Consider the following 23,799-nt stretch of genomic DNA (forward strand, 5'->3'; position numbering starts at 1 on the left):
AGCTATTCATTAAAAAGGAGAATTTGAGTTATCTAAAATCTGCATGAGCTCTGATTTCCAGTACAGTTTTCCATTTCTGATTGATTGAAAGAAATCTGTGTAATTATCTGGGGATAGAAAATAAAAATGGTAAGTCCATTTCACTCCCTTTTCTTGTAGCTTTTCATTTAATACTTTGAAATGCTCTTGAGCATCCCTGTATTTTGCTCTGTTCTTCGGATGGCTGTCGCCATCAGCTTTTATCTCTACGACAAGCATTTCATTCTTGCCCTTCAATTTTAAAAAGAAGTCAGGATTGAAATTTTCGCGTTTTACGTGACTTGACCCTGTTTCTGCTGGTTTGTATGAGTACGGGAATGAATAGAATCCCTTATCCGGAGATTTGAGGAATGAGTCTATCAGGTCAATATTCGCTTGTAATGCTTTTAAAAACTGACGTTCAGGATCGAATGAGACATAAACCAGATTGTGGATGGTTTTTAAATTTTCATCATCAACCTGAATTAGATTTTGATCAAGGAAATCTACTTCTTGCAAATTTCCTCCGTATTTCTCCGCAACCTCCTTTACCACTGATAATCCACCAGTTTGAATTTTGTCCTTATCCTCAAGATAGTCTTTCAGAATCGCATATTCTTCTTTCTTAAGTGCATTCAACCCTTCTTTGGAGTAAAAAAGATATCCATTCCGTTTTATACTACTTTCTGAAAAGGTTTGAGTAGGAAGGTTCTTTAGTTTTATCTCACTTGTATTATGTGCTTTTAAAATTAGGCGGACTACCTGCTTGCCTGCTTCTCTAAACATGGGGCCAAACGCCTGTTTGAAAGTAGACAGGTTTTCACGACTTACATACGTTGAGTCGTATCCTAGGTTATCTAGTTTGCTGCTTAAGAATTCCTGAATTCGTTTTATTGGCCATTCCTTCGAAATCTCAGGATCTTTGTCCTTAAGAAAAAGTTTGATCTGTCTAGCAGCAGATTCTATGGGTTCATTATCCTGAATTTCAATTTCAAAACTGACGGAACCTGATTCAGAATACTCACTATAGGTTTGCTTTACTTTATTTTGAGGCTTAAGCTTTTCAATCTTGGGTTCCTTTGAAGAAGGCTGTTTTTCACTTCCTACTGTTTTTTGATCGGCAACGTAATCAAGGTTATAAAGCGGAAAGTCATATTGCTTTCGATTTTCTGAATAACCATAGCTGATCCGGTTTTCAAGTTCAAGTACTTCTTCATACAGGTCTTTAATTTCCTGTGACCATTTTTCATGGTTATTGATTCGAACATAGACTGGTTGTTCAACACCTTTAGGAATTCTTAGACCTCTTCCCAACACCTGGGCAATCAGAAGTTTGGAGTTAAATGCTCGCTGTTCATGTGGCACAATCTGAAAAACATTCTTTACATCCCAGCCCTCTGTAAGCATGGCTACTGAAATGATCCATTCCACTGAATTATCAGGTTCATCCACAGTTTTTAACGTGGACAAATTTTCCTTCCTTGCTTTTTCTGGGCTCTCTATAATCGACTCAATGATGCCTTTCTCCTGTTTATTGGAAGGAATACCGGAAGCCACCCAAATCACTTTTTTAGAAGCTTCCTCAAAACTGATTTTTTCCTTTTTCGAAATGTATTCTGAAAGCTCTTTCCAGATTTCAACGGTGCGGTAAATCCTATCTGCAACCACAATGGTGAGAGGCTTCAATTTTCCACTATACTTATTAGCAATCTCATTGTGGTTGTGCCAGGTTTCATCCCAACCTTTATCCTGATCCGCTTCTTCCAGTTTATAGTCAATCTTTTTGACTACTCCGTCTTCAATAGCCTGTTTTATCCCATAGCGATAAATTACATCATGGAAATAATCATTGCCAATGTAGGGGGTTCCTGTTACACCAATGTGATAAGCGAAATCATAATCTGGATTGATGATAAAGTCAAACCATTTCTTAGTGGCTGCTTCATCTGGGCTGTAGATATGATGGGCCTCATCACTAATTACAAGAGTTCTTTGCCCTTTTCCTAAAAAGCTGTCCTGAATGGATGAACCTGTGCGTTGGTAAACCGCATGAATATTTTCTACGCAAATATCTCCGCTCAAAATGGGAACGTTTGCATTCTTAATGCTTGGTGCAGGATGAACTCCTCCTAATTCTTTCAGAATTTGTTGATTGGTTTGGCTTCCGGCCAGTTGCTCAAACTTCTTTTTGAGTTCTTCTTCAATAGTAAGCGAAGGGCAGAGAACTAATACCTTATCCACCAAACCTTCTGCTAATGCCAATTGAGCTACTCCGTAAATGACCCAGCTTTTGCCTGTTCCGGTGGCCAAGTCAATGCTTGCAGCCTTTTTATCCTTAATTTGAATATTGAGTAGGTATTGCTCAAGTGCATTATATTTTAATTGCAGTTTTGAATTGTTGTGCCAATTTTCTTCTGCTAATTCCTGAGTATTTCGGTATTTGTCAGTTACCAGAAATCGCAATGCTCTGCGAATAGCTTCTCTTACATGCTCAAAATTTTCTGTGGTGATGGCATCAAGGTATGCTTCATACTTACCCACAATGGCATTAGTCTGGTCAGTATAATCACTGATCTTCAGAACAAAATCATCTTGTTTATATTGAAGGCTCATGCAAAGTCTTTTTTAGTGCGTATTACTTTCAATTCATTGCCATATTTATCCATGAAAATGATCATCATTTTTTCTCCCGTAAATGCTTTTTCAGGAATGCGAACAATGGCTTTCTCTGCCTCAGTATCGAATATCTTATCAGCCCAATAAACTTCATTCAAATGAAAATACTCTCCGTTGTAATTGGTATCTACCATGACCATGGAGAAGGTTTCAAAATTCTCAAAGTCTTCAGGGTCGTAGGCAAGGGTATTTGACTTGAATTCTGTTATCTCAATAATGAAGTCTTTATCTGAGGCATTAAACAGATCTTTATTGTCAGGTGTAGCTCGTTTGTAGTTTACCTTTACCAGTGGTTGAGAAATGAAGTCAAAACCTATGGCGTCCATCACTTCATTCACATCTGTCTCACTGGCCGGTTGTTTCAGCGCACCGGGCTCTCCTTTATTAATCAGCGCCATAAGAACAGAAAGCGGCACTTTCAGAAATACATAGGTTGTATTTCCATGTTTGATCTCATCCTGCATAAAGCTTAAGGATGAAATAGGAGCAATAACATAGAATTTGTCGCCAGCTCTGCCTCCCAAAGCTTCATGTAATGTTTTCACATATTCCTCATCCAGCAATAGATTCTTTTGGTTTGGGTAGTCCCAGATATAAGCGGAATTGACTCCTATGTATCCATCAACTTTCAGGCTATGTACTTTGTGTTCACTTATTCTAACTCCAAACAACTGAGCCACAAAAGGACGGTAGTGCTCCCATTCCATTTGCAGTATGAGTTGATTATCATAAATCCCAGAATGATATAAGGTAAACTCGTTCCCTTTAACTTCTCTTGGTCTACCTGAAAGAAACTCATTAAACATAATTCCTTTCATTTTACATAGTCTGCTTTGTATGGTGTAAATTGACATTTTACCACAATCCAATGCAATCCATTTCCTGTTAAGATATTCACTTGCACATGCTGTTATACCACTGCCACCAAATGCATCCAAGACAATGTCCCCCTCATTAGATGATCCCAGAATAATCCTTTCTAAGAGAGGCAATGGCTTTTCGGTAGGGTACCCTACGCGTTTAATCCCATCCTTAGGATATCTACCAGCGATAGCCATTAACCAATGATCCTCAGGCACTTTTCCGTCAGGAATTTCATATTCTCCATCAATAAAACCTGAACCACGAAGGCCTTCTTTAAAATTTCCCTTAGTCTTCTCATCATGTGCCGTTCGTACCATATCTGCATTGAAAATCCATTCATTGGACTTTGAGTACCAATAAATGTTGTCATGCTTTCTGTTGTACTGTTTCATGTGCGGTGAGCCCGGACCATAATAATTCCAAATTATTTCATTCTTGAAGTTATGTTCTCCAAATATCTCGTCTAGAATTGCTTTTATGTAATGACCTTTTTTCCAATCTAAATGGACGAATATTGATCCATCATCAGCTAAAATCTCTCTCAACAAGATCAACCTCTTTCTCAAGAACTCAATAAACTGCGCACCAATGATTTTATCCCGGTAAGCCTTCTCCCGGTCTTTCATGAAATCCTGTTTGGTAGCAAAAGGGGGGTCTATGTAGACGAGCTTTATTTTGTTTTTGGTCTTGTAAAGGTTTGGCCCTTGTTGATCTTCGTAAATGGCTTTTAGTGCGAGCAAGTTATCACCAAAAATGAGCATGTTGCTCCAGTCATCTTTAAATTGATTATCACTGTTGAAGCTTCTTATTTTTTGAAGTGGGGCGGCTGGTGTATTGGCAATGATATCTTCTTTCCGTGCCTTTCCTTTATAAACCAGCTTGTAATCTTTGGTAGCTTCTACAAACTCGGTGTCCTCCGTGTTAAACAGCTTTTGTTTGTAAATTGAAGGAATAGGTTTTCCTTCGTCCAAACACTTTTTGATTATTTCTTTATCCTTTTCGGTCAGGTTCATTTAATTATTCTCCTATATATCTAAGTATTTAATTTAATTATGATTAAATAATTCCCTCTTGAAAGCGAACCTTCAAAGGTTCTGATCCTTCAAGTACAATTACACAATGGGTATTTACCAATAAATTCTTATTGACTAAACCCTGACTGTAGGATTTTAGGCTAGATTGAAGGTCTTTAATGAGGTCTTGAAGCATAGCTCTAAAACATTGAGTTTTAAAAATAAGAATTTAATTGATTAAATCATCTATAGTTTTTATTCCCTAAGAACTTTTATCAATCATTTGAGTCTAAAATCAAAAATTTCTCTCTGCTAAATTGGTAAGGACATTTGAAACATCCTCCACAACAATCTGCCCTTCCTGGTTGTAGAGCTTGTTTTCTTCATTAGAAACCTTCCCTCCATATCCAAACAAAGAGGCCTTTATTCTTGCTACCCTTCCTGTATTTAAGTCTGCTACAAAAATTCTGAAAGCTGGTTCTGGAGTTTCACTAACAGTAAAAAAAGCAAATTCACCATTTGAAACTACACTGGATATGGATGGATCTCTTAATCTCTCAGGTCCACTGGTCAGGGGATGGTCAGTAACAAACAAAACAGCTTCATCAGATCCATTTTTTAAAATCAGGCTATGCTTTCCTCTCCACAGAATCAGATCACTCTCCTCCACTTTGATTTGTTCCTGATGGAAATCATGGTTGTTTCCATAATACTCTAGATAGCCTTCTTTGGATTCATCAATCCATGCAGGTGGCTCTTGAATTGGATGATAAGCTGACTTGATCATTCGATCATCTATTTTCAACTGGTATTTTGAAGTTTTAGCTATTGGTCCATTATTCCAAGATGGCTTAATAGGTAAGACCAAATCAAATAAATCATCATTACCTGGAACAATGGCTTGGAGATTAGCTTGAATGATCCAGTCCAATGTAGGGTCTGGCTCTGCTTGAATATCAGGAAATAACTTCTCAGCTAATGCATCATAAAATGGTTTATGCTCTGACAATCTCGCTTCTGGTGGAAATGGTACCACAAGTTTTATATCACAAATACAACCCCAGGTGTCAAGCTCATAGATTTTTCCAGTAGCCCCATTTTTAACTTGGCCATAGTATCCTCCGAAGCCACTTCCTCCATCATACCAAATCTCCATCCTATCTGGAATTCCATCCTTATTAAAATCTTCGCTGTAGTCCCCTTCTTGTTGAGCATGGGATATATTGACTATCAAAACAAGTAGGGAAATACTTAAAAAGTTGATTTTCATCGATAAACTAAGTTTGATCATAGGATACAAAATAAGAATTTAAAGGCAAACTATTTTCTTCAAACCCAAATTAAGCTCAGTCTAAGTCTGAACTTACACTATTTCGAAACCTCCTTGGAATACAGCTTTCTTTGCAGTAAGCACTTTGGTAGAAGGCTCCTCGAGCTTCCTCTTGTTTGCGGTAGTGATAATTACTGGTGCTAAACCAGATACATTTTCTGATATAGCATTCCTGAGCCTCAAATTCATCCATAAGCTTCAATAGTACCTTATGCTCCTTCTCCTCATTCCAATAGATCAACTCAGTGATACGCTCATCAATTTCTTGGGGTACTTCAAACTGATTCCACTCCTCTGCCATAATCCATCTGGCTTCGAGCTCTTCGTCCTCTATTTCAGGTTTGTTCAGTAAATCCTTCATCAAAAAACTCTTTTATACTAATATCTAACCCTTTCAATATTTTAAGCAAACTACTGAATTTCAGATCTTCCCCTTTTTCATACCTTCCATATTGTGCCCTTGGAATATTATGGTCGTAGGCAAAATATTCATAGGAGGTATATCCTTTTTGAATTCGAAGCTGCTTGATTCTAGCAGCTAGTTTTTGGAGCTGATCCTTTTTGAATTCCTCGAATTGCTCATCCTTATTCTTCATAAAGATAAAGCAAATTCATTACGAACTCTTGCGTTACCACTTTTAAGTTACTACTTTAGAGTAACAAAAAATTTAAGCACGGTATTTTATTTAAAAAAGTCTTAATGGAAAACCAGACTCAAAATCTAATTATTGAGGCTTTAAGCCCAGAAAATCTTGAAATCATTTGGAAGAATAAAACTTCAAAAAAAGAAATGATCCCTTTGAAGTCAGAGTTACCTCTACGCAATGTATTGAACCCAAATGGAACTAGGAACATTGAAATAATTCTTTCAACTGACTATGGGTATTTTTCAAAGACTTTGGCACTCGTTGAAAAATCAGATATAATATTTCCAAATGAGTATTTATCATCTGTGAAAAATATTGACTTAGGTGGATTCAATGATCATTCTTTCAAAAGAGAAATCGATCTTTTGATAGGGGCCTTTTCTCTTGAAACCATGTTTTTAGCTTTTGATCAAAAGGATGTGAACTCATATAAAGCAAATGGCTTGACTTATGAATTAGTCGTGGCATTTGATGGAAGCATTCAATGCTTTGAAGTTTCAGGTCGAACAAAGGCTCTTGGGATGTTTGATCCATATTTAAAACTTACTTCAACTGAATTTGATGAAAAGCCACTTTCATCTTTCAAAATAACTGATCAAGGTCTTGGGGTATATCCCACTAATTTCACGAATCCCTGGGTTGAACAATTAGCCCCTCAAAGACTTCTACAGACATTTAATACGCTTCAATGATTAATTAAGGATGATATTGCCAACTCTTTCATAAATTCTCATTTATAATTTCACAAGCTTTATGGATTTTAGACTAATTAAAATTGAAGAAATTGAGGATCTTACCTTAGGATCAAGTTCTTTGAGAGTAGCTCTTTCACCTGTAAAATACGTTTACAAAAACACTGGCTACCACTTTGATCATACTGAATTTAAGGAATTCATTTTATTGAACACGAAGGAGAATAGAGATTTTTTCCTTGATGATCCTGAAGAAATAAAAGAATTGCATATTCCCCATTTTGGATTAGGTACTCTTACTAAGCCTGATGGGACTAAAATTGATGTTTATAGGCATATCGACTATATCCGAACATTACAAAACTTAAGGAAGGGAATAAGGAACCTAGATTCATACCACCCTTTAGGGAAATTACAAGTTGACCCTAATATTGATGACGAAAATGATCTACCCTTTTAATTTGGATTGACATAACAATTAAACTTTCAGTATCCAATTTGTCTTCTCATTTCCTAAGTTGAATATAATTTCGGGTAGTGGTTAATTTTCTATCTCTAGTAACCTACTGAGTCACAATCAAAGGGATTCCCGTTAAAATGGAGTTTGAGATAAAGGCTGTTCTTTCTATATGGCTTGAAATTAGCATCCTCTCAAAGGCGCTTCATATAGGCATTGTATTTCGTTGGAGATCTTGATTGGCTTTTTATAAAAAAGAGGTGTATTACCACCTCTCATTATTTAAAGAAATTGCTAAGCTTTTCCAGCTCAGTCCTCTTATTCTCATCCGCTATCTCCACATACTTCTGAAGGGTAGTTAGCTTTCGATGCCCAGTAATTTTCTGAATCACAGGTAAGGGAATCCCAGCTAATATGGCATTGGTAATAAAGGTTCTCCTTCCTGTATGACTTGCAATCAGCTGGTGTTTGGGAAAGGTCAGGTACTTCTTCACACCCTTTTCATACCGGACTATTTCAATTTGATCTGTAATTCCAGCTTCTCTGCAAAGCCCCTTGACATAGTCATTAAACTTCTGATTGGAAATTTTCAGTGGGGTTAGATCATACTCATATTTAGCCAATACTGCTTTTAAATGAGGATGAATAGGAATAGATACTTTCTCTCCAGTCTTTTGGGTATTGATATATAGAAACTCTCCTCTCACCCAGCTTTTTCTTACCCTGACTGCATCTCCAAACCTGAGACCTGTAAAGATCAATACAAGGAATAAATCCCTCACTTTGGATTCTGAATTAGTCTTTGGGACATACTGAATCAGCTTTACCACTTCATCCTTGCTTAGTACTATTGTATTGGTTTCAACCATTCTAGGATATTGGAATTCCTTGTAGAATTCATTTTCTAGAAGGCCCTCTTTTCTGAGGTAATTCATAAACAATAGGATAAACCTGAAATTCTTGTGGATAGTATTTGGCTGTAACCCTACCTTCTGTTCCCAATAATGCGTCAGTTTATTGATAAAGGTCTGATTGTATTCCACTAGGTACATTTTCTTTCTGCCTAGAAAGATCTTTAGATGATTTTTAATGGTAGTAAGCTTAATGACCATTTTGTGCTTGGCTGTCAACTTCTTTACTTCCATGAATTCTTCAAACAGCGTGAGAATATCCCTTTCCTGAACAGGCTTCTCTTCTAATTTGGTCTTTATTAGGTCTACTGTAAGATATCCAATCTCCTTCTCCCATTGATAGAGCTGTTGCTTTACTTCTTGATGCTTATCTTCTAGTCTTCTCAGAAGCTGCTCTTTTTGGGGATATGATTTAGAGATTATACCATTTTTCCAGAATTTCTCATGGATTTCCTCCCCTGTGGGAAGGTACATTCGCTCCCTTTTGCTATCTCTGGAAAAGTAGATTTCTATGGTAATCTTACCCATTCCAGTTTTCTTACTTGGGTTTTTCAGGACATATTTTGTTCGGTACATTTTCAGTGGCAATTCAGTGGCAGAACTCTCTGAAATCCCCTGGATCAACTCATCATTTTATATACTTAATCGAAATGGAAACTGGTAGAATCAACTTGTACTAAGCTCTAGAAATTATGCCTAAACTAAGGTGTCGATCAGGTCAGACTGCTGCTTGCGATGCGATTAAGCAAGCTTAAGACTCAGTCGCTAAGCTAGACTCAGGTGTGTCACCCAGCATAGTCTAGTCGAAAAACCAATCGGTGACTAAGCATGTAGACGGTACGGTGTTTCCTTATCTGGACGCGAGTTCGAATCTCGCCAGCTCCACCAGTTCAAACACAAAACCCATTGTAAATCAATTATTTGCAATGGGTCTATCTTTGTTTTAGTAACAAAACAGTAACAATTTGCGATTTTTTCACCTTAGGTAATCTAATTACAAGAATCTGAGGATTTGAAGTGGATTAAAAAAACTTAGCCATACTTCACCTTAACAGATTGTTTGTTTTAAAAATAAGCCTACCTTTTTGGCAATATACGTTGTTAGACTATCCTTTTTTTTAAATCTACATCTCACTTTTTAGACAATACTATACTTATCTAAAAATCAATGAATAAAAACGATAAGAAAAATGGAAAATTACCCACTTTATGGTATTGATTTGTACGATAGAACAAATTACTTTTAGGATTAAAATTTTAATTACAAAGCTATGAAAACAAAAATGAAATTTATCCTAGTGATTCTAGGAATGCTTTTTTCGTTTAGTAATTACGCCCAAGACGTAATAACGAAGAAAGACGGAACAGATATAGAGGCAAAAGTCTTAGAAGTTACTCCTGAAGAAATAAAATATAAAAGGTTTGACAATCAGTCAGGCCCGACTTTTACAATTTTGATATCAGAGGTATTGATGGTAACATATGAAAACGGAACAAGAGATATTTTTGATCAAAAAAGAACCTACTCAACCGAGTCTGATGAATTATATGAGCTAATAGAAAAGGGAAAGCAAGATGCCCTTATGTATTACAATGGGAACAATTCTGGTAGAGGAGGTGTAGCTGCAACATCTATTTTATTTGGGCCTGTTATTGGTCTTATTCCAGCCGCAATAATCACATCATCTGAACCAGATGAGGGAAATTTAAACGCTCCCAATTTAGAACTGATGAGAGATCCTAACTACCGTAAGGGCTACACAGATCAGGCAACCAAAACCAAGAAGAAGAAAGTTTGGAAAGCTTATGGCATTGCTTCAGGAATTTGGCTAGGCATTATAGTTGCCAGCTATGCAGTAGCGGGATCACTCTAATTAAATTCTTTGATTTTGAAGACCATTGGTCTGACCTATGTTAAAGTCTTAACCTTCTAGCCCTATAAAATTTAAAGAAAAACTTTACTGTTATTCACCAAATAAATAAGTCCCTGTATAATTATCATATACGGGGATTTTTTTTGAAAAATATCGGAAGCCCTTCAGCTCCACAACTGGACAAAATTAACCCTGTAAGAAATGGACTTACAGGGTTTTCTTTTTATAGCTTTTTATTTTTTAGAAATGAAGATTCTACAATTCTAAAAGTTTTTCTCAACCGGCTGATTCCGTTCTATTTAGCACCTGTTGAAGCAATTTCATTTTTTTATTAAAATTTAACTTTTTAAAGAAAATTGTATTTATTTTAGCGAATTATTTCATTTTTCCAAGAATAAAATACTGGAATTAACCAAGTAAAATTATCATTTATTCAATCCTGTGATATCCAAAATTGTAAAACAACATGAAAGGATTCTATAAATCACCGTGTGAACATAAAGTAAAAATTAGCAATAGATTAAATAAGAAGGTAGCAAATACTACATTTATACTATCCTGTCTAATAGCTTTTTTTCTTTTTTCAAATCGTGTATTTGGCCAGACTAAGCAGACTCAGTTTAATGGATTCGGTCACCTTGAGTTTTCGATGATCAGAGATGAAGAGGGAAGGAAGGCATCTTTTGCAATTGGTGAGCATGACTTTTTCGTAAATGCTACTATTTCAGACAAGATTACTTTCATTGGAGAGTATGTTGTTCGATTTAATTCTAAGTCAGTAACTAACTACCTACCGAGCATTGAGAGGTCTCTTGTAAAATTCAACTATACCAACAACCATTCGGTGATAGTTGGAAAAGTTCATACTCCTTTAAATTATTGGAATGACTCTTATCATCATGGTCGGGTATTTTTCCCTGTCATTGATCGCCCCCTTGGCTTTTCATACTTTATTCCTCTCCATACTCTGGGTCTACAGTTTCAGGGCCAGAATTTAGGCAAGCTTAATTTTGGATATGATGTAATGGTTGGCAATGGGATAAGTTCAACGGATGTTTATCATGATTCGGTAGTTCCATCTTTTTCGGCTTCATTTCATATCAAACCAAGAGACGGAATGCGTATCGGCGCATCCTATTATTGGGATAATTTACATGATAACACTCCAGGAGTGCATAGTGGCCATAGCACTGCTTCATCAGTACCATTGGATCAGCGATATGAAGGACCTGTAAAATTCCGGTTGACGAGTTTTTCTTTTGCCTACTTCAAGGACAATTTTGAGATCCTTAACGAGTCCGGCTATAATGTTTCCACTACTGATACTACAGGACGAGCCAATAATTTCTACCAGTTTGTCTATGCCGGGCTAAATGTGACTGAAAAAAGCACCCCTTATATATTAGGAGATTACATTCATGTGGCAGATAATGATGTACATGCTTACCCTGCTGAAAGGCTTAAGATTGCTCTTGGTTATCGTTATTCTTTCGACTATTTATTAAACGTAAAAATCCAATTGGAAAAAGAATGGGAATTCAAACACGCTTTTCATCAGAACCATCCCACATCCTACGGAGGACCATTTTTAAGGATTCAAGTCGCATACGGATTTTAATCAATGAGGACTATGAAAACCTGGTATCTTATTGTGTTGGGGCTGTTGGCAGCCCATCTCAGCTATGCACAGAAATCTGACATAGGTGAATTGGATTTTATAATCAATGTAAATGGTGTGACTGAATTACCCCAATCAGAAATATTGAAAACTTTCAAAAATGGGAGGTCACTTTGGGATAGTAATCAAAAAGTAATCATTGTTCTACCTGCTAAAAACTCTAGCCTTGCATCTGATGTGGCTAATAATCTTTACAACACAAGCGTATCTGGAATGCAAAAGTTTTGGCTTGCCCTAGTATTTCAGGGAAGGTCCAGCCCCCCTGTATTTCTACAGTCTGCTAAGGACATTGTAGAATATGTTGAAAACAACCCAGGTGCAATTGCAGCTATTCCGGCAGGAAGTATTGAGATTCCCTCTAATTTGAAATTATCGATCAAATGAAACCGAATCCTTTAAAAAATATTCTCTATGGGCTTTCCTTTCGTATATGGTTTCCTTTTGCCCTATCGATTACGATTCTACTAGCATCCTTATTAGTCCTCTACCCTAGTCGCCAATCCACCCTCTTTAAACAAAATTTTGAGACCGAATTTAACCAGCTAGGTAGAACAACAGCACTTGGTGTCAACTTAGCCTTGCGAAACAATGACTTTGAAGGACTGGCAGACATCATTGATTTGGCCAATGTAAAGTCTGAACTGGAATATATTGCCTTAGTGGAAGAAGACTCCCTAGGTAACCTGACCGTATTCGCAAGCAATCCTGAAGGAGTAAATCCGGAATTGATACTAAATGCAGATTCCATAAACTATTTATTAGTAAAAAATCCGATAATTTCTGATGATTTGAATGGCTTTGTAGCCTTAGCTATATCAAATAAGGTAATTGAAGAAGCAATTTTTCGAATCAATTACCCCATTTACGTTTTCCTTGGGATCATTTTGGTAATGTCTTTAGGCTTATTTTATGGAATTGCCGAACGGATTGCTACACCGATCACCTACCTCACAAATATCTCTAATCGCCTACAAACTGGTGAATATGACATCGAAATAGAAACCATTTCAAATGTCGATGAGATATCAAGTCTAAATACCTCACTGATAGAATTAAAGGAGCATTTGCTCCAAGCAAAAATCCAAAATGAAGAATTCAACTTTAAACTTGAAGAACAAATTCAAGCTAGGACAAAAGCTCTTGAGGAAACAAAAAACAGGCTGATAGAAGCTCAACGAATCGCCAAACTGGGGAATTATGAAGTAAACCTGATTACTGGTGAATGGCAAAATTCTGAAATGATCGATGACATCTTCAGAATACCGGATGATTTCGAGCGTAATAACAATTCTTGGCGGACATTTTTAAATGAGAAGAATAGTGAAAAACTGATTGATGCATTCTATAGATGTCGGGTTTTCAAAGAGTCATTTAAGATGGATTTGCAAATAGTGGATCCTCTCACTCAGGAGTCAAAATGGATTAGTATTACGGGATCTCCCGTAGTCTTATCCAATCAGGATATCCGAACCGTAACGGGCACAATTCAAGATATCACAGACCGGAAAGTAATAGAGCGGGAAGTAGAAAAACTCTCATTGGTAGCAAAAAGAACATCAAATGGAGTAATTATCACTGATACGGATTTGAAAATTACTTGGGTAAATGAAGCATTCTTGAATCTCTCAGAATATTCTATGGAAGAGATCATAGGACAGACTCCTAGGATGTTTCAATTCGAGAAGACAGACCGGACAATTGCCAGGCAAATCAAAAAGGAGGTTTTAGAAGGTAAAAATGTTACCGCAGAAATACTAAACCGAGGTAAAAACGGAAAAGAATATTGGCTACAACTGAATATTGTACCGATGCGTGAGGATTCTGATAAAATCACGGGGTATATGGCTGTAGAGGTCGATATCAGTGAACTAAAGGAAAATCAGGCGCTGATTCAGCATCAGGTGGCACTTCAGAATATCCTAATTGATATTTCCTCCACTTACATCAATATTGATATTAATAAGATCGAGAATGTTATTTCAAGCTCACTTGAAAAAATGGCAAAATTCGTAAATGCAGATCGAGCTTACATTTTTGATTACAACTTTAAAGAAAAAATTACCACCAACACGTATGAATGGTGTGAAATCGGAATTGATCCGGAAATTCAAAACTTACAAAACGTCCCCCTGGATATTGTCCCTGAATGGGTCGAAAAGCATCTAAAAAAACAACCCTTCTTGGTGGAAGATGTAAAAGAGTTGCCTATCGTAGAAGAAGGGAAAACTAATTTAAGGTCAATTTTGGAGCCTCAAGGAATCCAAAGTTTGATTACGATTCCAATTTTTGAAGGCAAAAATCTACAGGGGTTTGTAGGCTTTGACAGCGTCAGGTCAAGACGAAAATACGCAGCCGAGGAAATCAAGCTCCTGACACTTTTCGGTCAAATGATCATCAATGTCAAAGAAAAGCAACGAGTCCAAAAACAACTCCAAATTCAGGAAGAAAAATACAGGAACATCATTGCGAATATGAATTTAGGATTCCTGGAAGTAGATGAAGACGATACGATTTTAGATGCAAATCCAAGCTTCTCTCTAATGTCAGGATATTCAACAGAAGAGCTTATCGGAAAAAGAGGCATTGATTTATTTTTTCATGATGAAAAAGGAAAAAGGACCATTATCCAGAAAAACATCCTGCGAAAAATCGGACAATCCGATGTTTATGAAACAGAAGTAATTGACAAGTTTGGAAATCGACGATGGTGGCTGATCAGTGGAGGTCCTAATTACAATGATGCAGGAGAATTGATTGGTTCGGTAGGTATACATCTAGACATCACTGACAAGAAAAAATTAGAGGATGAGCAAAACCAATTGCTTAATCTAACCCAAAAACAAAATGACCGTCTTAAAAACTTTGCGCATATAGTTTCTCACAACCTTCGGTCACATGCCGCCAACCTAAGCGGAATGATATCTTTTATTGAGTTAAAAGATAAGCAGTTTGCAACCAATATCTTCTTCCAAAATTTCAAAAATGTCGTTGATAATTTGATGGAATCTATTCAAAACCTTTCGGAGGTAGCAGATATACAGATCAATGAAGCAGGGGATTTGGATAAACTCAATCTAGTAGAAATCATTAACTCCACGCTTCTAAATGTATCTTCTCTTGCGAGGGGCTCTGAGGTACAAATTAATTTTGAACAAAATCAGGGGAAGGCTTGGGTGATGGGAATCTTAAGCTATTTAGAGAGTATTATTTTAAATCTACTCACTAATGCCATCAAATATTCTGATCCTAAAAAGCAAAAAAGAATAAATATTTCCATAGAAATTTCAGATGAATGGACTATACTTCGAGTCTCTGACAATGGATTAGGAATCGATTTGAAAAGACAAGGGCGAAAAATCTTTGGAATGTATAAGACTTTTCATAATCACCCGGATTCCAGAGGAATTGGTTTGTTCATCACCAAATTCCAAGTAGAAACCCTAGGAGGAAAAATAGAAGTGGAGAGTGAGGAAGGGATTGGTTCCACCTTTAGCGTATATCTAAAAAATCAATGAAAAAAAATAAATCTATCTGTATCATCGAAGATGATGAGAACTACTTGACTCTCACTCAAAAAATGATAGAGTTTACTGGCCTTTTTGGCGAAATACTGACTTTCAGAAATGGAAAAGAAGCTTTTGAGGGGATTCTTCAAAGAAAAAAAGATACAGAGAGTTTCCCAGATTACATTTTATTAGACATTAATATGCCTATTTGGGACGCTTGGGATTTCTTAGATGAATTCTCAAAATATTCATCAGAATTTTCAGGAATGATATACATAATCACCAGCTCCATAAACAAAGTAGACGAAGCTTACGCAGATCAATACCCCTTCGTCAAAGGTTATTTGAAGAAACCAGTAGGACTTGAAAAACTAATAGAAATTTTCAGTTCATAAGACTAGGCCTAATGGGCTAGAGACCCTCCAACCCACTTTCTTCAATCATTAATCTTAAATACCAACCACTTAAATTCAATAATCCTCCCTGTCTCAGGCAACAAAGCCAGAAGAGCTATATAAACCAATCATTTTAAGGAATCAGCTCCAACTCCTTTTGCTTCTCTTTGATCCGTAGCACAAAGTCACTGAGCACATTCATATAATTGATAAATGCATCATAAGGCGTATCGTAAGGACTGAAGTAAGAGTGAATATCCCCGTCGGAGAAAAACTTGGTACACATATAGTAGAAATGATCGGAGGTCTGTAGGTAATTCCAGTCTCGAATCAAATCCGGATCATCTAGCTTTCTCACAATTTTCTCCAATTCATAGAGTCGATCGAAAGCTTCATCCTGCAGATCATTTCCCAACCATGCGGTCAAGTCACGCTCTTCATCCGCCCAACTGATCGGATAAGGCACCTGAATAGGGCTTACAGGTTCTACCTGATTCAAGACCTCTGATGGCGTAGAGAAGCCATAATTCGTCTGACTCAAAACTGCCTCAGGCAAGGCGCGCATAAATTCAAAGATCCCCGTCTCCTTCCATTGATGCTCCCCGAAGGTCTCATAGTCCATAAAGAGATTGAGAACCGGTTCGGACGCTGGAATAGGCTTGATCCAAGAAATGAATTTCTCTACAGTTAGCGGATAATCTTTCCAGGTCTTGTTGGAGAAGCGGAAGGCAATATCATCAGAAAGCAGGAAGTTTTTCAAGAGTACTTTGAGCTCTGGCTTGATGCTATTTTGGTACACATAATTGGGGCTTTTCCAACCCAAGACATGCTTGGCACCTTCAGTTAAAATCCCTTTGTAGCCCATATCTGCTACCATTTCTCCGATTTGATCCGAGTAGATAAGCTCGGTATTTCGGAAGACTTTGGGCGTGTAGCCATTGAATAATTTTTGGATTTTCTCCTTATGTTGATTCACCATGCGAGCAAACTCTTCCTTGCTCTTCAGGGCAGCCAGTGAGTGACCATAGGTTTCGCTCAGCACCTCCACATGACCTGTCGCCACCAGCCTTTGAAAGCTTTCGAGCACATCCGGCGCATAGGCTTCCAATTGATCCAAATAGGTCCCTGAAAAAGAAAAAGTCACTTTAAACGCTCCTTGATGCTTTTCGATCAGCTCTAGTAATAGGGCATTCATCGGCAAGTAGCACTTTTGGGCTACCCTCCGCATAACATTCCGGTTTAGAAAATCATCCCAGTAGTAATGGTCATCTCCAATATCAAAAAAGCGATAGGGCTTTAGCCGGTACGGCTGATGCACCTGAAAGTAAAAGCAAATCGTTCTCATGGTTATTGCGCTAAAGTTTTTTCGTAAATCTTAACTAGTCGGGCAGCCACATGCTCCCATTTCAAATTTTTCAACTCCTCACTCCCCAGTTCTTTAAACATCTTAGAAATCCCTTGGTAATGCAGCAAGGCAAAAGTGGCATCCGCCATGGCATCCACATCCCAATAGTCTATTTTGATGGCATTCTGAAGGACTTCTGCTACCCCAGATTGCTTGGAAATTACGGTAGGTGTATTATGCCGCACCGCTTCCAAAGGAGCAATTCCAAAAGGCTCCGAAACAGAAGGCATGATATAGACATCTGAAATGGCATACATATGGTCCACGTCATCGCCTTTCAGGAATCCTGTAAAGTGAAATTTATGTCCCATGCGCAGTTCTGCCACCCGATCAATCATTCGGTTGAGAAGGTCTCCTGACCCAGCCATGACAAAGCGTACATTTTCATCCCGATCCAAGACCTTTTTCGCTGCCTCCACAAAGTATTCAGGGCCTTTTTGAAAAGTAATTCTCCCTAAGAAAGTGACAATTTTCTCTGGTACTTTCTTCTCATATTTTGACTTGATGATGCTGGCATCCAATACGGCATTGTGCAGCACGCTGACTTTTTCCGCAGGAATTCCGTAGCGACGAATGATCGTATTCTTGGTGAGTTGGCTGACAGCCACGACATGGTCGGCGGCTTCCATACCCGCTTTTTCAATATCAAAAACAGGCTTATTGACTGATTCACCAGATCGATCATATTCTGTCGCATGCACATGGGCTACTAGTGGTTTTCCACTGATTTCTTTTGCAGCTATACCTGCAGGGAAAGAAAGCCAGTCATGGGCATGGATGATTTCGTAATCATCGCGATCCCGGGCTATTTGCGCAGCAGTCAAGGCATAGCGACTCACCTCTTCCATGAGGTTTTTACCATATTTCCCGCTGAACTCATATTTGGTGGTGAAAATACTTTCATCCACATCCGTCCGATCATGAATCGCATAATCGGTAAATTTCTGATACTCTTCAGGACCCAGATATGGAACCAGAAAACTGGAAACTTCCAGATAGGTCAGGTTTTTCCAGATACTTTTAAACTTCTTTTCCCGATAGTCTATGGTGATATCACTGGCATTGACAAAGTCTGCCAATTCCTCCTCATCACCCCAAAGTTTGGGTACTACAAATATCACCTCCTGATTGTGGTGAACCATCCCCTTGACCAAACCATAACAGGCAGTACCGAGGCCCCCGGAAATATGCGGCGGGAATTCCCACCCAAACATTAAGACTCTCATGAAAAATAAATTATAGACGTTTTATTAAATCCATCATACGCAGCAATTCTCCCACACTCCAAGCTTGTGAAATCGCTCCCTTTGGCCGATGCGGTGCATCTCCATCAAATATCTCTGCTACTGTACCGACACCATATTGGGTCATCACTCCATCAAATCCCTGAATAATTTTCTTGATGAAATTTTCACCGGATTTTCCATGAAGCTTCAAATAAGCATCTACAAAATGACCCAAAGGCCAGACCCAAACGGTTCCATTGTGATAAGCATTATCACGACTGATCGGATCACCGAAGTAATATCCTTTATAGGCAGGATCATCAGGAGCAAGCGTCCGAAGTCCTCGATTTGTCAGAAGTTTGGACTTGACTAAGTCAAGCACACTGGCTTTTTGATTTTCATCCAGCATGGAGTATGGCAAGGAAGTCGCAAAAACCATATTAGGCCGAATAGCCCAATCCTTTTCTCCATCATGAACATAATCCGCCAAATAGCCATTTTCTTCATCCCAAAATTCAGCTAAGAAGGATTCTTTGGCTTTCTCTGCCAGCTTGCCATATTCCTGATCCCCGGAAAGCTCCTCATAGAACTTGAGTGCATTGTACCAAAGAGCCTGAATCTCCACAGGTGAACCGGTTCGAGGGGTCACAGGCCCATCCACCGTGACTGCATCCATCCAAGTCAATGCGACGCCGTCATAGCCTCCGTAGACCAATCCATTATCCATGACATGAATATTGAAGTCGGTTCCTTCCCGATATCCATCGATTATGCCTTTTAGCTTATCCAAATATCTTTTTTGGATGGTCTTTTTATCTCCTGTAAAGAAAATATATTGCTGAAGTGACCAAGAGAACCATAGTGGAGCGTCAATGGAATTCATGTTGGTGAAATCACCACTACCCACGTTGGGGAAAAGCGGTCCCTTCAGATCGCGGGACATGGTATCCATGATTTCCAGGAAAGTCTCTTTGTCCCCTCGGGCCAAAGTCAATCCGGGTGCAGCCACAAAAGTATCTCGACCCCACCAGCCAAACCATGGATATCCTGCGATGATCCGGGTATCCCCTTCTCGCTTTCGGATAAATTGAGTGGCTGAATTAATCAGGCAGTTTTCAAAATTATTTCGGGGAATTCTACGAGCTACCTCCTTTTCGAAGGCTCGCTGTCGGGTAGCTGGATCAGCCTCTGTCAGACCTGCCGCAAAAATCACGGATTCCCCCTTTTTGATATCGAATTCAAAGTAACCAGGTACATACAAGTCTTCTTGATAATCATAGCCTCGCTCCCTTTCGATGATGTACTCTAGGTTATTGTACCATTTCGGGTCAGACTCGAAGGTGTTCTTCTTGGAAAGCTGTAGATACAAGGGATCATATACCGGGTAAAGTTGAAACTTCACACCGTTGGGCACTTTTTCAAAATCCTTATTTATGTCATTGTTTTCCTTACAAAGGGTATGATAGCCTCGAAAAGCCAAAAAGGGCTGAATTCGAATTTTGGTAGGCGAATGGGCTTCAAGCAAGGTGTATCGAATCATTACCCGATCCCGATTGGTATCGAGAATCAATTCCTTCTGGAGCAAAACCCCACCGACACGATAAGTCAGTTTCGGTATGGGTTCAGAGTCAAAATCCTTCAAGTACTTATGCCCTCGTGGATGGTAGTTTCCCGGAAACTTGCTGATGCCCAAGTTGAAACTTGCCCCATGCTGAATAACGGTCTCATGGACCGTGGACAGAAAGACATGGTTTTGAGAATCAATCTTTGGCTGAGGAGCCACCAAAAGACCGTGGTATTTCCTTGTGTTACAACCAATTATGGTAGTGCTTGTATAGGTTCCCGAACGATTGGTACGTATGATTTCCCGGTCAAGGGAATAATTGAGGTTGACTAGTTGGGTCTTGTCAAAATGGATATAACTCATGGGTTGAAAAGTTGCTTCCGTTAAAATAGAATATAGAAACGGAAAGAAAAATCAAATGCAAAAAAATAAAGGTTATGTTGCCATAACCTTCTGATAATCGAATCTTTTTTAGGAGCGTACAGCTTCTTTTTGAATTTCCTCAAAATTTTTGAGGGACTCCTCAAACTTGACCATGTAATTTCGGACAAGCGAGATATTCACCGGTTTCACCACCGGGAATTTCGGTGAGTTTTTAAACAATGTAAACATCTGAAGTTGGTTTAGTTTGTCGATTTGCACCAAATCCTGTGCCAAAGTACTGAGGATTAAAAGGAAAACCCCTCAAAATGAGGGGTTTTAGGGGTGAAAGACCGGGTTCGAACCGGCGACCTCTGGTGCCACAAACCAGCGCTCTAACCAGCTGAGCTACAATCACCATTTGATAATCTTCGAGAACTTTTTCTCAATCGGATGGCAAAGGTAGACAGAAGTCCCTTTTTGCGCAAGAATCATCCCGAAATTATTTTTAGAAATTGAGGAAAAAATCATAGGCATCCCGTCTCCACATTACAAGACCATTGATACACTGAAGGAATAGACCCGAAAAGTTCCAAGTCGTAATCGCTATATTTGCACAATATTTAATCTTTTCTCCTTCCAAACCCAACCATCATGGCCGAGCAGGCAATCAATTTTGAGGCATTTAAACTGAATAAGCAGCTACTTAATGCGATCGCAGAGGCAGGCTACAGCACTCCTACCGCTATTCAGGAGAAGGCTATTCCGCTTGGCTTGGCAGGTCATGATGTATTGGGAATTGCGCAGACAGGTACCGGAAAAACCGCTGCCTACGTGCTTCCCATCCTGATGAAAATCAAGTATGCCCAAGGCATGCATCCACGGGCTATGGTCCTTGCTCCTACTCGGGAGCTCGTCATGCAGATCGAGGCAGTCTGCAAAGATTTGGGAAAATACACCGACCTACGCGTAGTCTGTCTTTATGGTGGATTGGGACCAAAAACCCAAATCGAGCAGATTGAAGCCGGAGTGGATTTGATTATCGCGACACCGGGCCGATTCATGGATTTGTATAAGAAGGGCGTCATCCTGACTCGGGAATTGAAAACCATGGTCCTAGATGAGGCGGATAAAATGCTGGATATGGGATTCCTACCGCAGATTCGGGCTATTTTGGAAATTATCCCAGTGAAGCGTCAAAATCTACTTTTCTCAGCGACTTTCTCAGATAAGGTGGAGCGACTTTCTGCCGAGTTTCTTGAATTTCCAGAGCGCGTCGAAATCACACCCTCTGCCACCACTGCGGAGACTATCGCTCAAGTCAAGTATTTCGTACCTAACATGAGGACGAAAATCAACCTGCTGGAACACTTGCTCGAAAACGAGGAAATCAACCGAGCCATCATTTTTACCCGAAGCCGGAAAAATGCCGAGGAAGTATCCAGCTTTCTACTGCGGAAAAAGGTGGGCGAAGTACGCGTCATTCACGCCAATAAAGGGCAAAACACCCGAATCAACTCCATGGAGGATTTCAAAGCTGGAGATGTGCGACTTTTAGTTGCGACAGATGTGGCCTCCAGAGGCTTGGATGTGACGATGGTTTCCCATGTGATCAATTTTGATGTGCCCTTGATCTATGAAGACTATGTGCATCGAATCGGCCGAACCGGAAGAGCAGAAAATGAAGGGAAAGCCATTACTTTCATCAATCCGGCAGAAGTCTGGCATTTTGAAAAAATCGAAGAATTGATCCGCATGGATGTACCTGAGGTAACGATTCCCAAATCTGTGAAAATCACCGAAACACCTTTTGCAGAGCAGCAGATTTATGCTCGTGAATTGGATAAGCTCAAGCAAAGAGAAAACCCCGATTACAAAGGAGCTTTTCATGAAAAGAAAGCCAAACCCAAGCGAAATATCGGAAAAGGTGAAAAAGTAAAAGCGAAGAAATCCGGAAAGAAAAAGAATAGGAATCAGTTGAAGACGAAGAATAGGAAGAATTAGAACGCACTTAGTTAAAAAAGACTAATTTTTTTTTAGTGAAACCACCTTTCATTATTTAGCAATATGAAAAGGCTCCTTAGTATCATTCAGGTAGTTATTTGGTTTTTCTCTTGTCAGCCATCGCAGGAGGAAGAACTCCCGATCAAATACTCGATTGAAACCATTAAAATCCCTATTTCTTCAGAACAATTAAACTCTTATCAAATCCAATCAAATTTCTCTCTAAACGAGAAACCGGTCCTTGTCAGCTATAATGACAAAAGGCATAGCTTAGATTTTTTTAACCTAGATCATGAAGAATCGATAACATCAAAAAATTTGGATTCCGACGGACCTAATGGAATTGGAAAGATTGAGTCAATTTTTGTTCAATCTTCAGATTCCATTTTCGTCTACGAATTAGGTAAACTTCATCTTTTAAATGGTGATTTGAGTAAAAAGCAATCTTGGGACCTATTTCAGATTTATGGCGATTTGAACTTAGGAATTCCTCAGTGTAATTTTTATTTCAAATTATACTATGATTCAGAACGCCAATCCGTGTATTTTTTTATGAATCAAATGGGAGTAAGCCTATTGGAAATAGCTGAGTTACCGTTGATGACTTCTTTGAATCTAGAGACTAATGAAGTAAATGTACTTCCCATCTACCATTCAGAATATTTTAAATCTGTTGCGGGCCAGGTAGGATTTATGACCTATTTGGGCTTTTATGGGAAACTTGATAATCAATTGATTTTCAATTACCAGTATGAGTCAACGATTTATGGGTTTCAATTGAATGATGAAAAATTGTCTACCACTTCAAGTTCTAAGGTGAAGTTTGTGCCCAGTACTCCTCAAACCAACGATCCTCAAGCCTATGATCAGCATGCCATTGAAAACCCACATTTTTTATCACCAATTCCTGATCCATGGAGAAACTTGATTTACAGTATTGTTTGGGATAGCCCAGATGCTAATTCTTACAAAACCTACTTGGATAAAAGCCAGATTTTGAGAGTCTTTGATGAAAATTTAGAGCTAATCCAGACTGTCCCTCTTCCAGACCGCACTTACCAAATTAACAATTGGTTTGTCAATGAAAATGGACTTTATCTCAATAAAGCTCACCCAGGAGACTCTCTTTTAAATGAGGATTTTTTGATGTTTGACGTATTTAAGTTTAAAGTAAATTAA

19 protein-coding genes and 1 tRNA gene are annotated in these 23,799 nt (G+C 38.6%); 9 read left to right on the forward strand and 11 right to left on the reverse strand.

Going from position 1 to position 23,799, the window contains the following annotated elements; all coding sequences use genetic code 11:
• Positions 1-9 precede the first annotated feature (9 nt).
• The 5 genes from CDH51_RS07120 to CDH51_RS07140 all read right to left on the reverse strand — a co-directional run bounded on the left by CDH51_RS07120 (position 10) and on the right by CDH51_RS07140 (position 6,497).
• Complete coding sequence (locus CDH51_RS07120) at positions 10-2,631, reverse strand: DEAD/DEAH box helicase (protein WP_100628020.1); 2,622 nt, start codon at positions 2,629-2,631, stop codon at positions 10-12.
• Positions 2,628-4,571 carry a DNA methyltransferase gene (locus CDH51_RS07125; protein ID WP_198514283.1) on the reverse strand — a complete coding sequence of 648 codons (1,944 nt, stop codon included), beginning with the start codon at positions 4,569-4,571 and terminating at the stop codon, positions 2,628-2,630. The genes CDH51_RS07120 and CDH51_RS07125 overlap by 4 nt, the downstream gene beginning before the upstream one ends.
• A gap of 295 nt (positions 4,572-4,866) precedes the next feature.
• A complete protein-coding gene (locus CDH51_RS07130; protein ID WP_100628021.1) occupies positions 4,867-5,841 on the reverse strand; it encodes a hypothetical protein in 975 nt (324 codons plus the stop codon).
• Positions 5,842-5,917: 76 nt separating this feature from the next.
• A complete protein-coding gene (locus CDH51_RS07135; RefSeq protein ID WP_087939363.1) occupies positions 5,918-6,262 on the reverse strand; it encodes a hypothetical protein in 345 nt (114 codons plus the stop codon).
• Positions 6,237-6,497 carry a helix-turn-helix domain-containing protein gene (locus CDH51_RS07140; RefSeq protein ID WP_087939364.1) on the reverse strand — a complete coding sequence of 87 codons (261 nt, stop codon included), beginning with the start codon at positions 6,495-6,497 and terminating at the stop codon, positions 6,237-6,239. The genes CDH51_RS07135 and CDH51_RS07140 overlap by 26 nt, the downstream gene beginning before the upstream one ends.
• 104 nt (positions 6,498-6,601) lie before the next feature.
• On the opposite strand from CDH51_RS07140, the gene CDH51_RS07145 reads away from it, so the two are divergent.
• Positions 6,602-7,240 carry a hypothetical protein gene (locus tag CDH51_RS07145; protein WP_100628022.1) on the forward strand — a complete coding sequence of 213 codons (639 nt, stop codon included), beginning with the start codon at positions 6,602-6,604 and terminating at the stop codon, positions 7,238-7,240.
• A 61-nt stretch (positions 7,241-7,301) separates the two neighbouring features.
• Positions 7,302-7,700 (forward strand): hypothetical protein, encoded by a 399-nt coding sequence (locus CDH51_RS07150; RefSeq protein WP_100628023.1) that lies wholly within the window; start codon positions 7,302-7,304, stop codon positions 7,698-7,700.
• Positions 7,701-7,975: 275 nt separating this feature from the next.
• Here the strand turns inward: CDH51_RS07150 and CDH51_RS07155 are convergent, their stop codons facing one another.
• Positions 7,976-9,184: a tyrosine-type recombinase/integrase gene (locus CDH51_RS07155; RefSeq protein WP_157807062.1), complete on the reverse strand. Its 1,209-nt coding sequence runs from the start codon at positions 9,182-9,184 to the stop codon at positions 7,976-7,978.
• 695 nt (positions 9,185-9,879) lie between these two features.
• On the opposite strand from CDH51_RS07155, the gene CDH51_RS07160 reads away from it, so the two are divergent.
• The 5 genes from CDH51_RS07160 (at position 9,880) to CDH51_RS07185 (ending at position 16,061) form a co-directional block, all read left to right on the forward strand.
• Complete coding sequence (locus CDH51_RS07160; RefSeq protein WP_100628025.1) at positions 9,880-10,482, forward strand: hypothetical protein; 603 nt, start codon at positions 9,880-9,882, stop codon at positions 10,480-10,482.
• 649 nt (positions 10,483-11,131) lie between these two features.
• Positions 11,132-12,100, forward strand: coding sequence for a hypothetical protein (locus CDH51_RS07170; RefSeq protein ID WP_100628027.1), 969 nt, complete (start codon positions 11,132-11,134; stop codon positions 12,098-12,100).
• 12 nt (positions 12,101-12,112) lie between these two features.
• Positions 12,113-12,544 carry a hypothetical protein gene (locus CDH51_RS07175; protein ID WP_100628028.1) on the forward strand — a complete coding sequence of 144 codons (432 nt, stop codon included), beginning with the start codon at positions 12,113-12,115 and terminating at the stop codon, positions 12,542-12,544.
• Positions 12,541-15,675: a PAS domain S-box protein gene (locus CDH51_RS07180; protein WP_100628029.1), complete on the forward strand. Its 3,135-nt coding sequence runs from the start codon at positions 12,541-12,543 to the stop codon at positions 15,673-15,675. The genes CDH51_RS07175 and CDH51_RS07180 overlap by 4 nt, the downstream gene beginning before the upstream one ends.
• Positions 15,672-16,061: a response regulator gene (locus CDH51_RS07185; protein ID WP_100628030.1), complete on the forward strand. Its 390-nt coding sequence runs from the start codon at positions 15,672-15,674 to the stop codon at positions 16,059-16,061. Before CDH51_RS07180 ends, CDH51_RS07185 begins: the two co-directional genes overlap by 4 nt.
• A 133-nt stretch (positions 16,062-16,194) precedes the next feature.
• Here the strand turns inward: CDH51_RS07185 and CDH51_RS07190 are convergent, their stop codons facing one another.
• The 5 genes from CDH51_RS07190 to CDH51_RS07210 form a co-directional block, all read right to left on the reverse strand.
• Entirely contained in the window at positions 16,195-17,406 is a 1,212-nt protein-coding gene (locus CDH51_RS07190; RefSeq protein WP_100628031.1) for a glycoside hydrolase family 57 protein, read from the reverse strand.
• A gap of 2 nt (positions 17,407-17,408) precedes the next feature.
• Positions 17,409-18,692: a glycosyltransferase family 4 protein gene (locus tag CDH51_RS07195; protein WP_024285051.1), complete on the reverse strand. Its 1,284-nt coding sequence runs from the start codon at positions 18,690-18,692 to the stop codon at positions 17,409-17,411.
• A 10-nt stretch (positions 18,693-18,702) separates the two neighbouring features.
• Positions 18,703-20,619: an amylo-alpha-1,6-glucosidase gene (locus CDH51_RS07200; RefSeq protein ID WP_100628032.1), complete on the reverse strand. Its 1,917-nt coding sequence runs from the start codon at positions 20,617-20,619 to the stop codon at positions 18,703-18,705.
• Positions 20,620-20,727: 108 nt separating this feature from the next.
• Positions 20,728-20,868, reverse strand: coding sequence for a hypothetical protein (locus CDH51_RS20185; protein ID WP_165967536.1), 141 nt, complete (start codon positions 20,866-20,868; stop codon positions 20,728-20,730).
• A 91-nt stretch (positions 20,869-20,959) separates the two neighbouring features.
• Positions 20,960-21,035, reverse strand: a tRNA-His gene (locus tag CDH51_RS07210).
• A gap of 235 nt (positions 21,036-21,270) precedes the next feature.
• Between CDH51_RS07210 and CDH51_RS07215 the strand changes: the two genes are divergently transcribed.
• Entirely contained in the window at positions 21,271-22,620 is a 1,350-nt protein-coding gene (locus tag CDH51_RS07215) for a DEAD/DEAH box helicase (protein WP_100628033.1), read from the forward strand.
• A 63-nt stretch (positions 22,621-22,683) separates the two neighbouring features.
• Positions 22,684-23,799 carry a DUF4221 family protein gene (locus tag CDH51_RS07220; protein WP_100628034.1) on the forward strand — a complete coding sequence of 372 codons (1,116 nt, stop codon included), beginning with the start codon at positions 22,684-22,686 and terminating at the stop codon, positions 23,797-23,799.

The sequence above is a fragment of the Algoriphagus formosus genome (assembly GCF_002807035.1).
Lineage (GTDB): Bacteria > Bacteroidota > Bacteroidia > Cytophagales > Cyclobacteriaceae > Algoriphagus > Algoriphagus formosus.

What these genes read in the sequence shown, in the direction of transcription:
- CDH51_RS07120 (WP_100628020.1), bottom strand. Translation starts at nt 2,631, where the DNA reads ATGAGCCTTCAATATAAACAAGATGATTTTGTTCTGAAGATCAGTGAT.
- CDH51_RS07125 (WP_198514283.1), bottom strand. Translation starts at nt 4,571, where the DNA reads ATGAACCTGACCGAAAAGGATAAAGAAATAATCAAAAAGTGTTTGGAC.
- CDH51_RS07130 (WP_100628021.1), bottom strand. Translation starts at nt 5,841, where the DNA reads ATGAAAATCAACTTTTTAAGTATTTCCCTACTTGTTTTGATAGTCAAT.
- CDH51_RS07135 (WP_087939363.1), bottom strand. Translation starts at nt 6,262, where the DNA reads ATGAAGGATTTACTGAACAAACCTGAAATAGAGGACGAAGAGCTCGAA.
- CDH51_RS07140 (WP_087939364.1), bottom strand. Translation starts at nt 6,497, where the DNA reads ATGAAGAATAAGGATGAGCAATTCGAGGAATTCAAAAAGGATCAGCTC.
- CDH51_RS07145 (WP_100628022.1), top strand. Translation starts at nt 6,602, where the DNA reads ATGGAAAACCAGACTCAAAATCTAATTATTGAGGCTTTAAGCCCAGAA.
- CDH51_RS07150 (WP_100628023.1), top strand. Translation starts at nt 7,302, where the DNA reads ATGGATTTTAGACTAATTAAAATTGAAGAAATTGAGGATCTTACCTTA.
- CDH51_RS07155 (WP_157807062.1), bottom strand. Translation starts at nt 9,184, where the DNA reads ATGTACCGAACAAAATATGTCCTGAAAAACCCAAGTAAGAAAACTGGA.
- CDH51_RS07160 (WP_100628025.1), top strand. Translation starts at nt 9,880, where the DNA reads ATGAAAACAAAAATGAAATTTATCCTAGTGATTCTAGGAATGCTTTTT.
- CDH51_RS07170 (WP_100628027.1), top strand. Translation starts at nt 11,132, where the DNA reads ATGATCAGAGATGAAGAGGGAAGGAAGGCATCTTTTGCAATTGGTGAG.
- CDH51_RS07175 (WP_100628028.1), top strand. Translation starts at nt 12,113, where the DNA reads ATGAAAACCTGGTATCTTATTGTGTTGGGGCTGTTGGCAGCCCATCTC.
- CDH51_RS07180 (WP_100628029.1), top strand. Translation starts at nt 12,541, where the DNA reads ATGAAACCGAATCCTTTAAAAAATATTCTCTATGGGCTTTCCTTTCGT.
- CDH51_RS07185 (WP_100628030.1), top strand. Translation starts at nt 15,672, where the DNA reads ATGAAAAAAAATAAATCTATCTGTATCATCGAAGATGATGAGAACTAC.
- CDH51_RS07190 (WP_100628031.1), bottom strand. Translation starts at nt 17,406, where the DNA reads ATGAGAACGATTTGCTTTTACTTTCAGGTGCATCAGCCGTACCGGCTA.
- CDH51_RS07195 (WP_024285051.1), bottom strand. Translation starts at nt 18,692, where the DNA reads ATGAGAGTCTTAATGTTTGGGTGGGAATTCCCGCCGCATATTTCCGGG.
- CDH51_RS07200 (WP_100628032.1), bottom strand. Translation starts at nt 20,619, where the DNA reads ATGAGTTATATCCATTTTGACAAGACCCAACTAGTCAACCTCAATTAT.
- CDH51_RS20185 (WP_165967536.1), bottom strand. Translation starts at nt 20,868, where the DNA reads ATGTTTACATTGTTTAAAAACTCACCGAAATTCCCGGTGGTGAAACCG.
- CDH51_RS07215 (WP_100628033.1), top strand. Translation starts at nt 21,271, where the DNA reads ATGGCCGAGCAGGCAATCAATTTTGAGGCATTTAAACTGAATAAGCAG.
- CDH51_RS07220 (WP_100628034.1), top strand. Translation starts at nt 22,684, where the DNA reads ATGAAAAGGCTCCTTAGTATCATTCAGGTAGTTATTTGGTTTTTCTCT.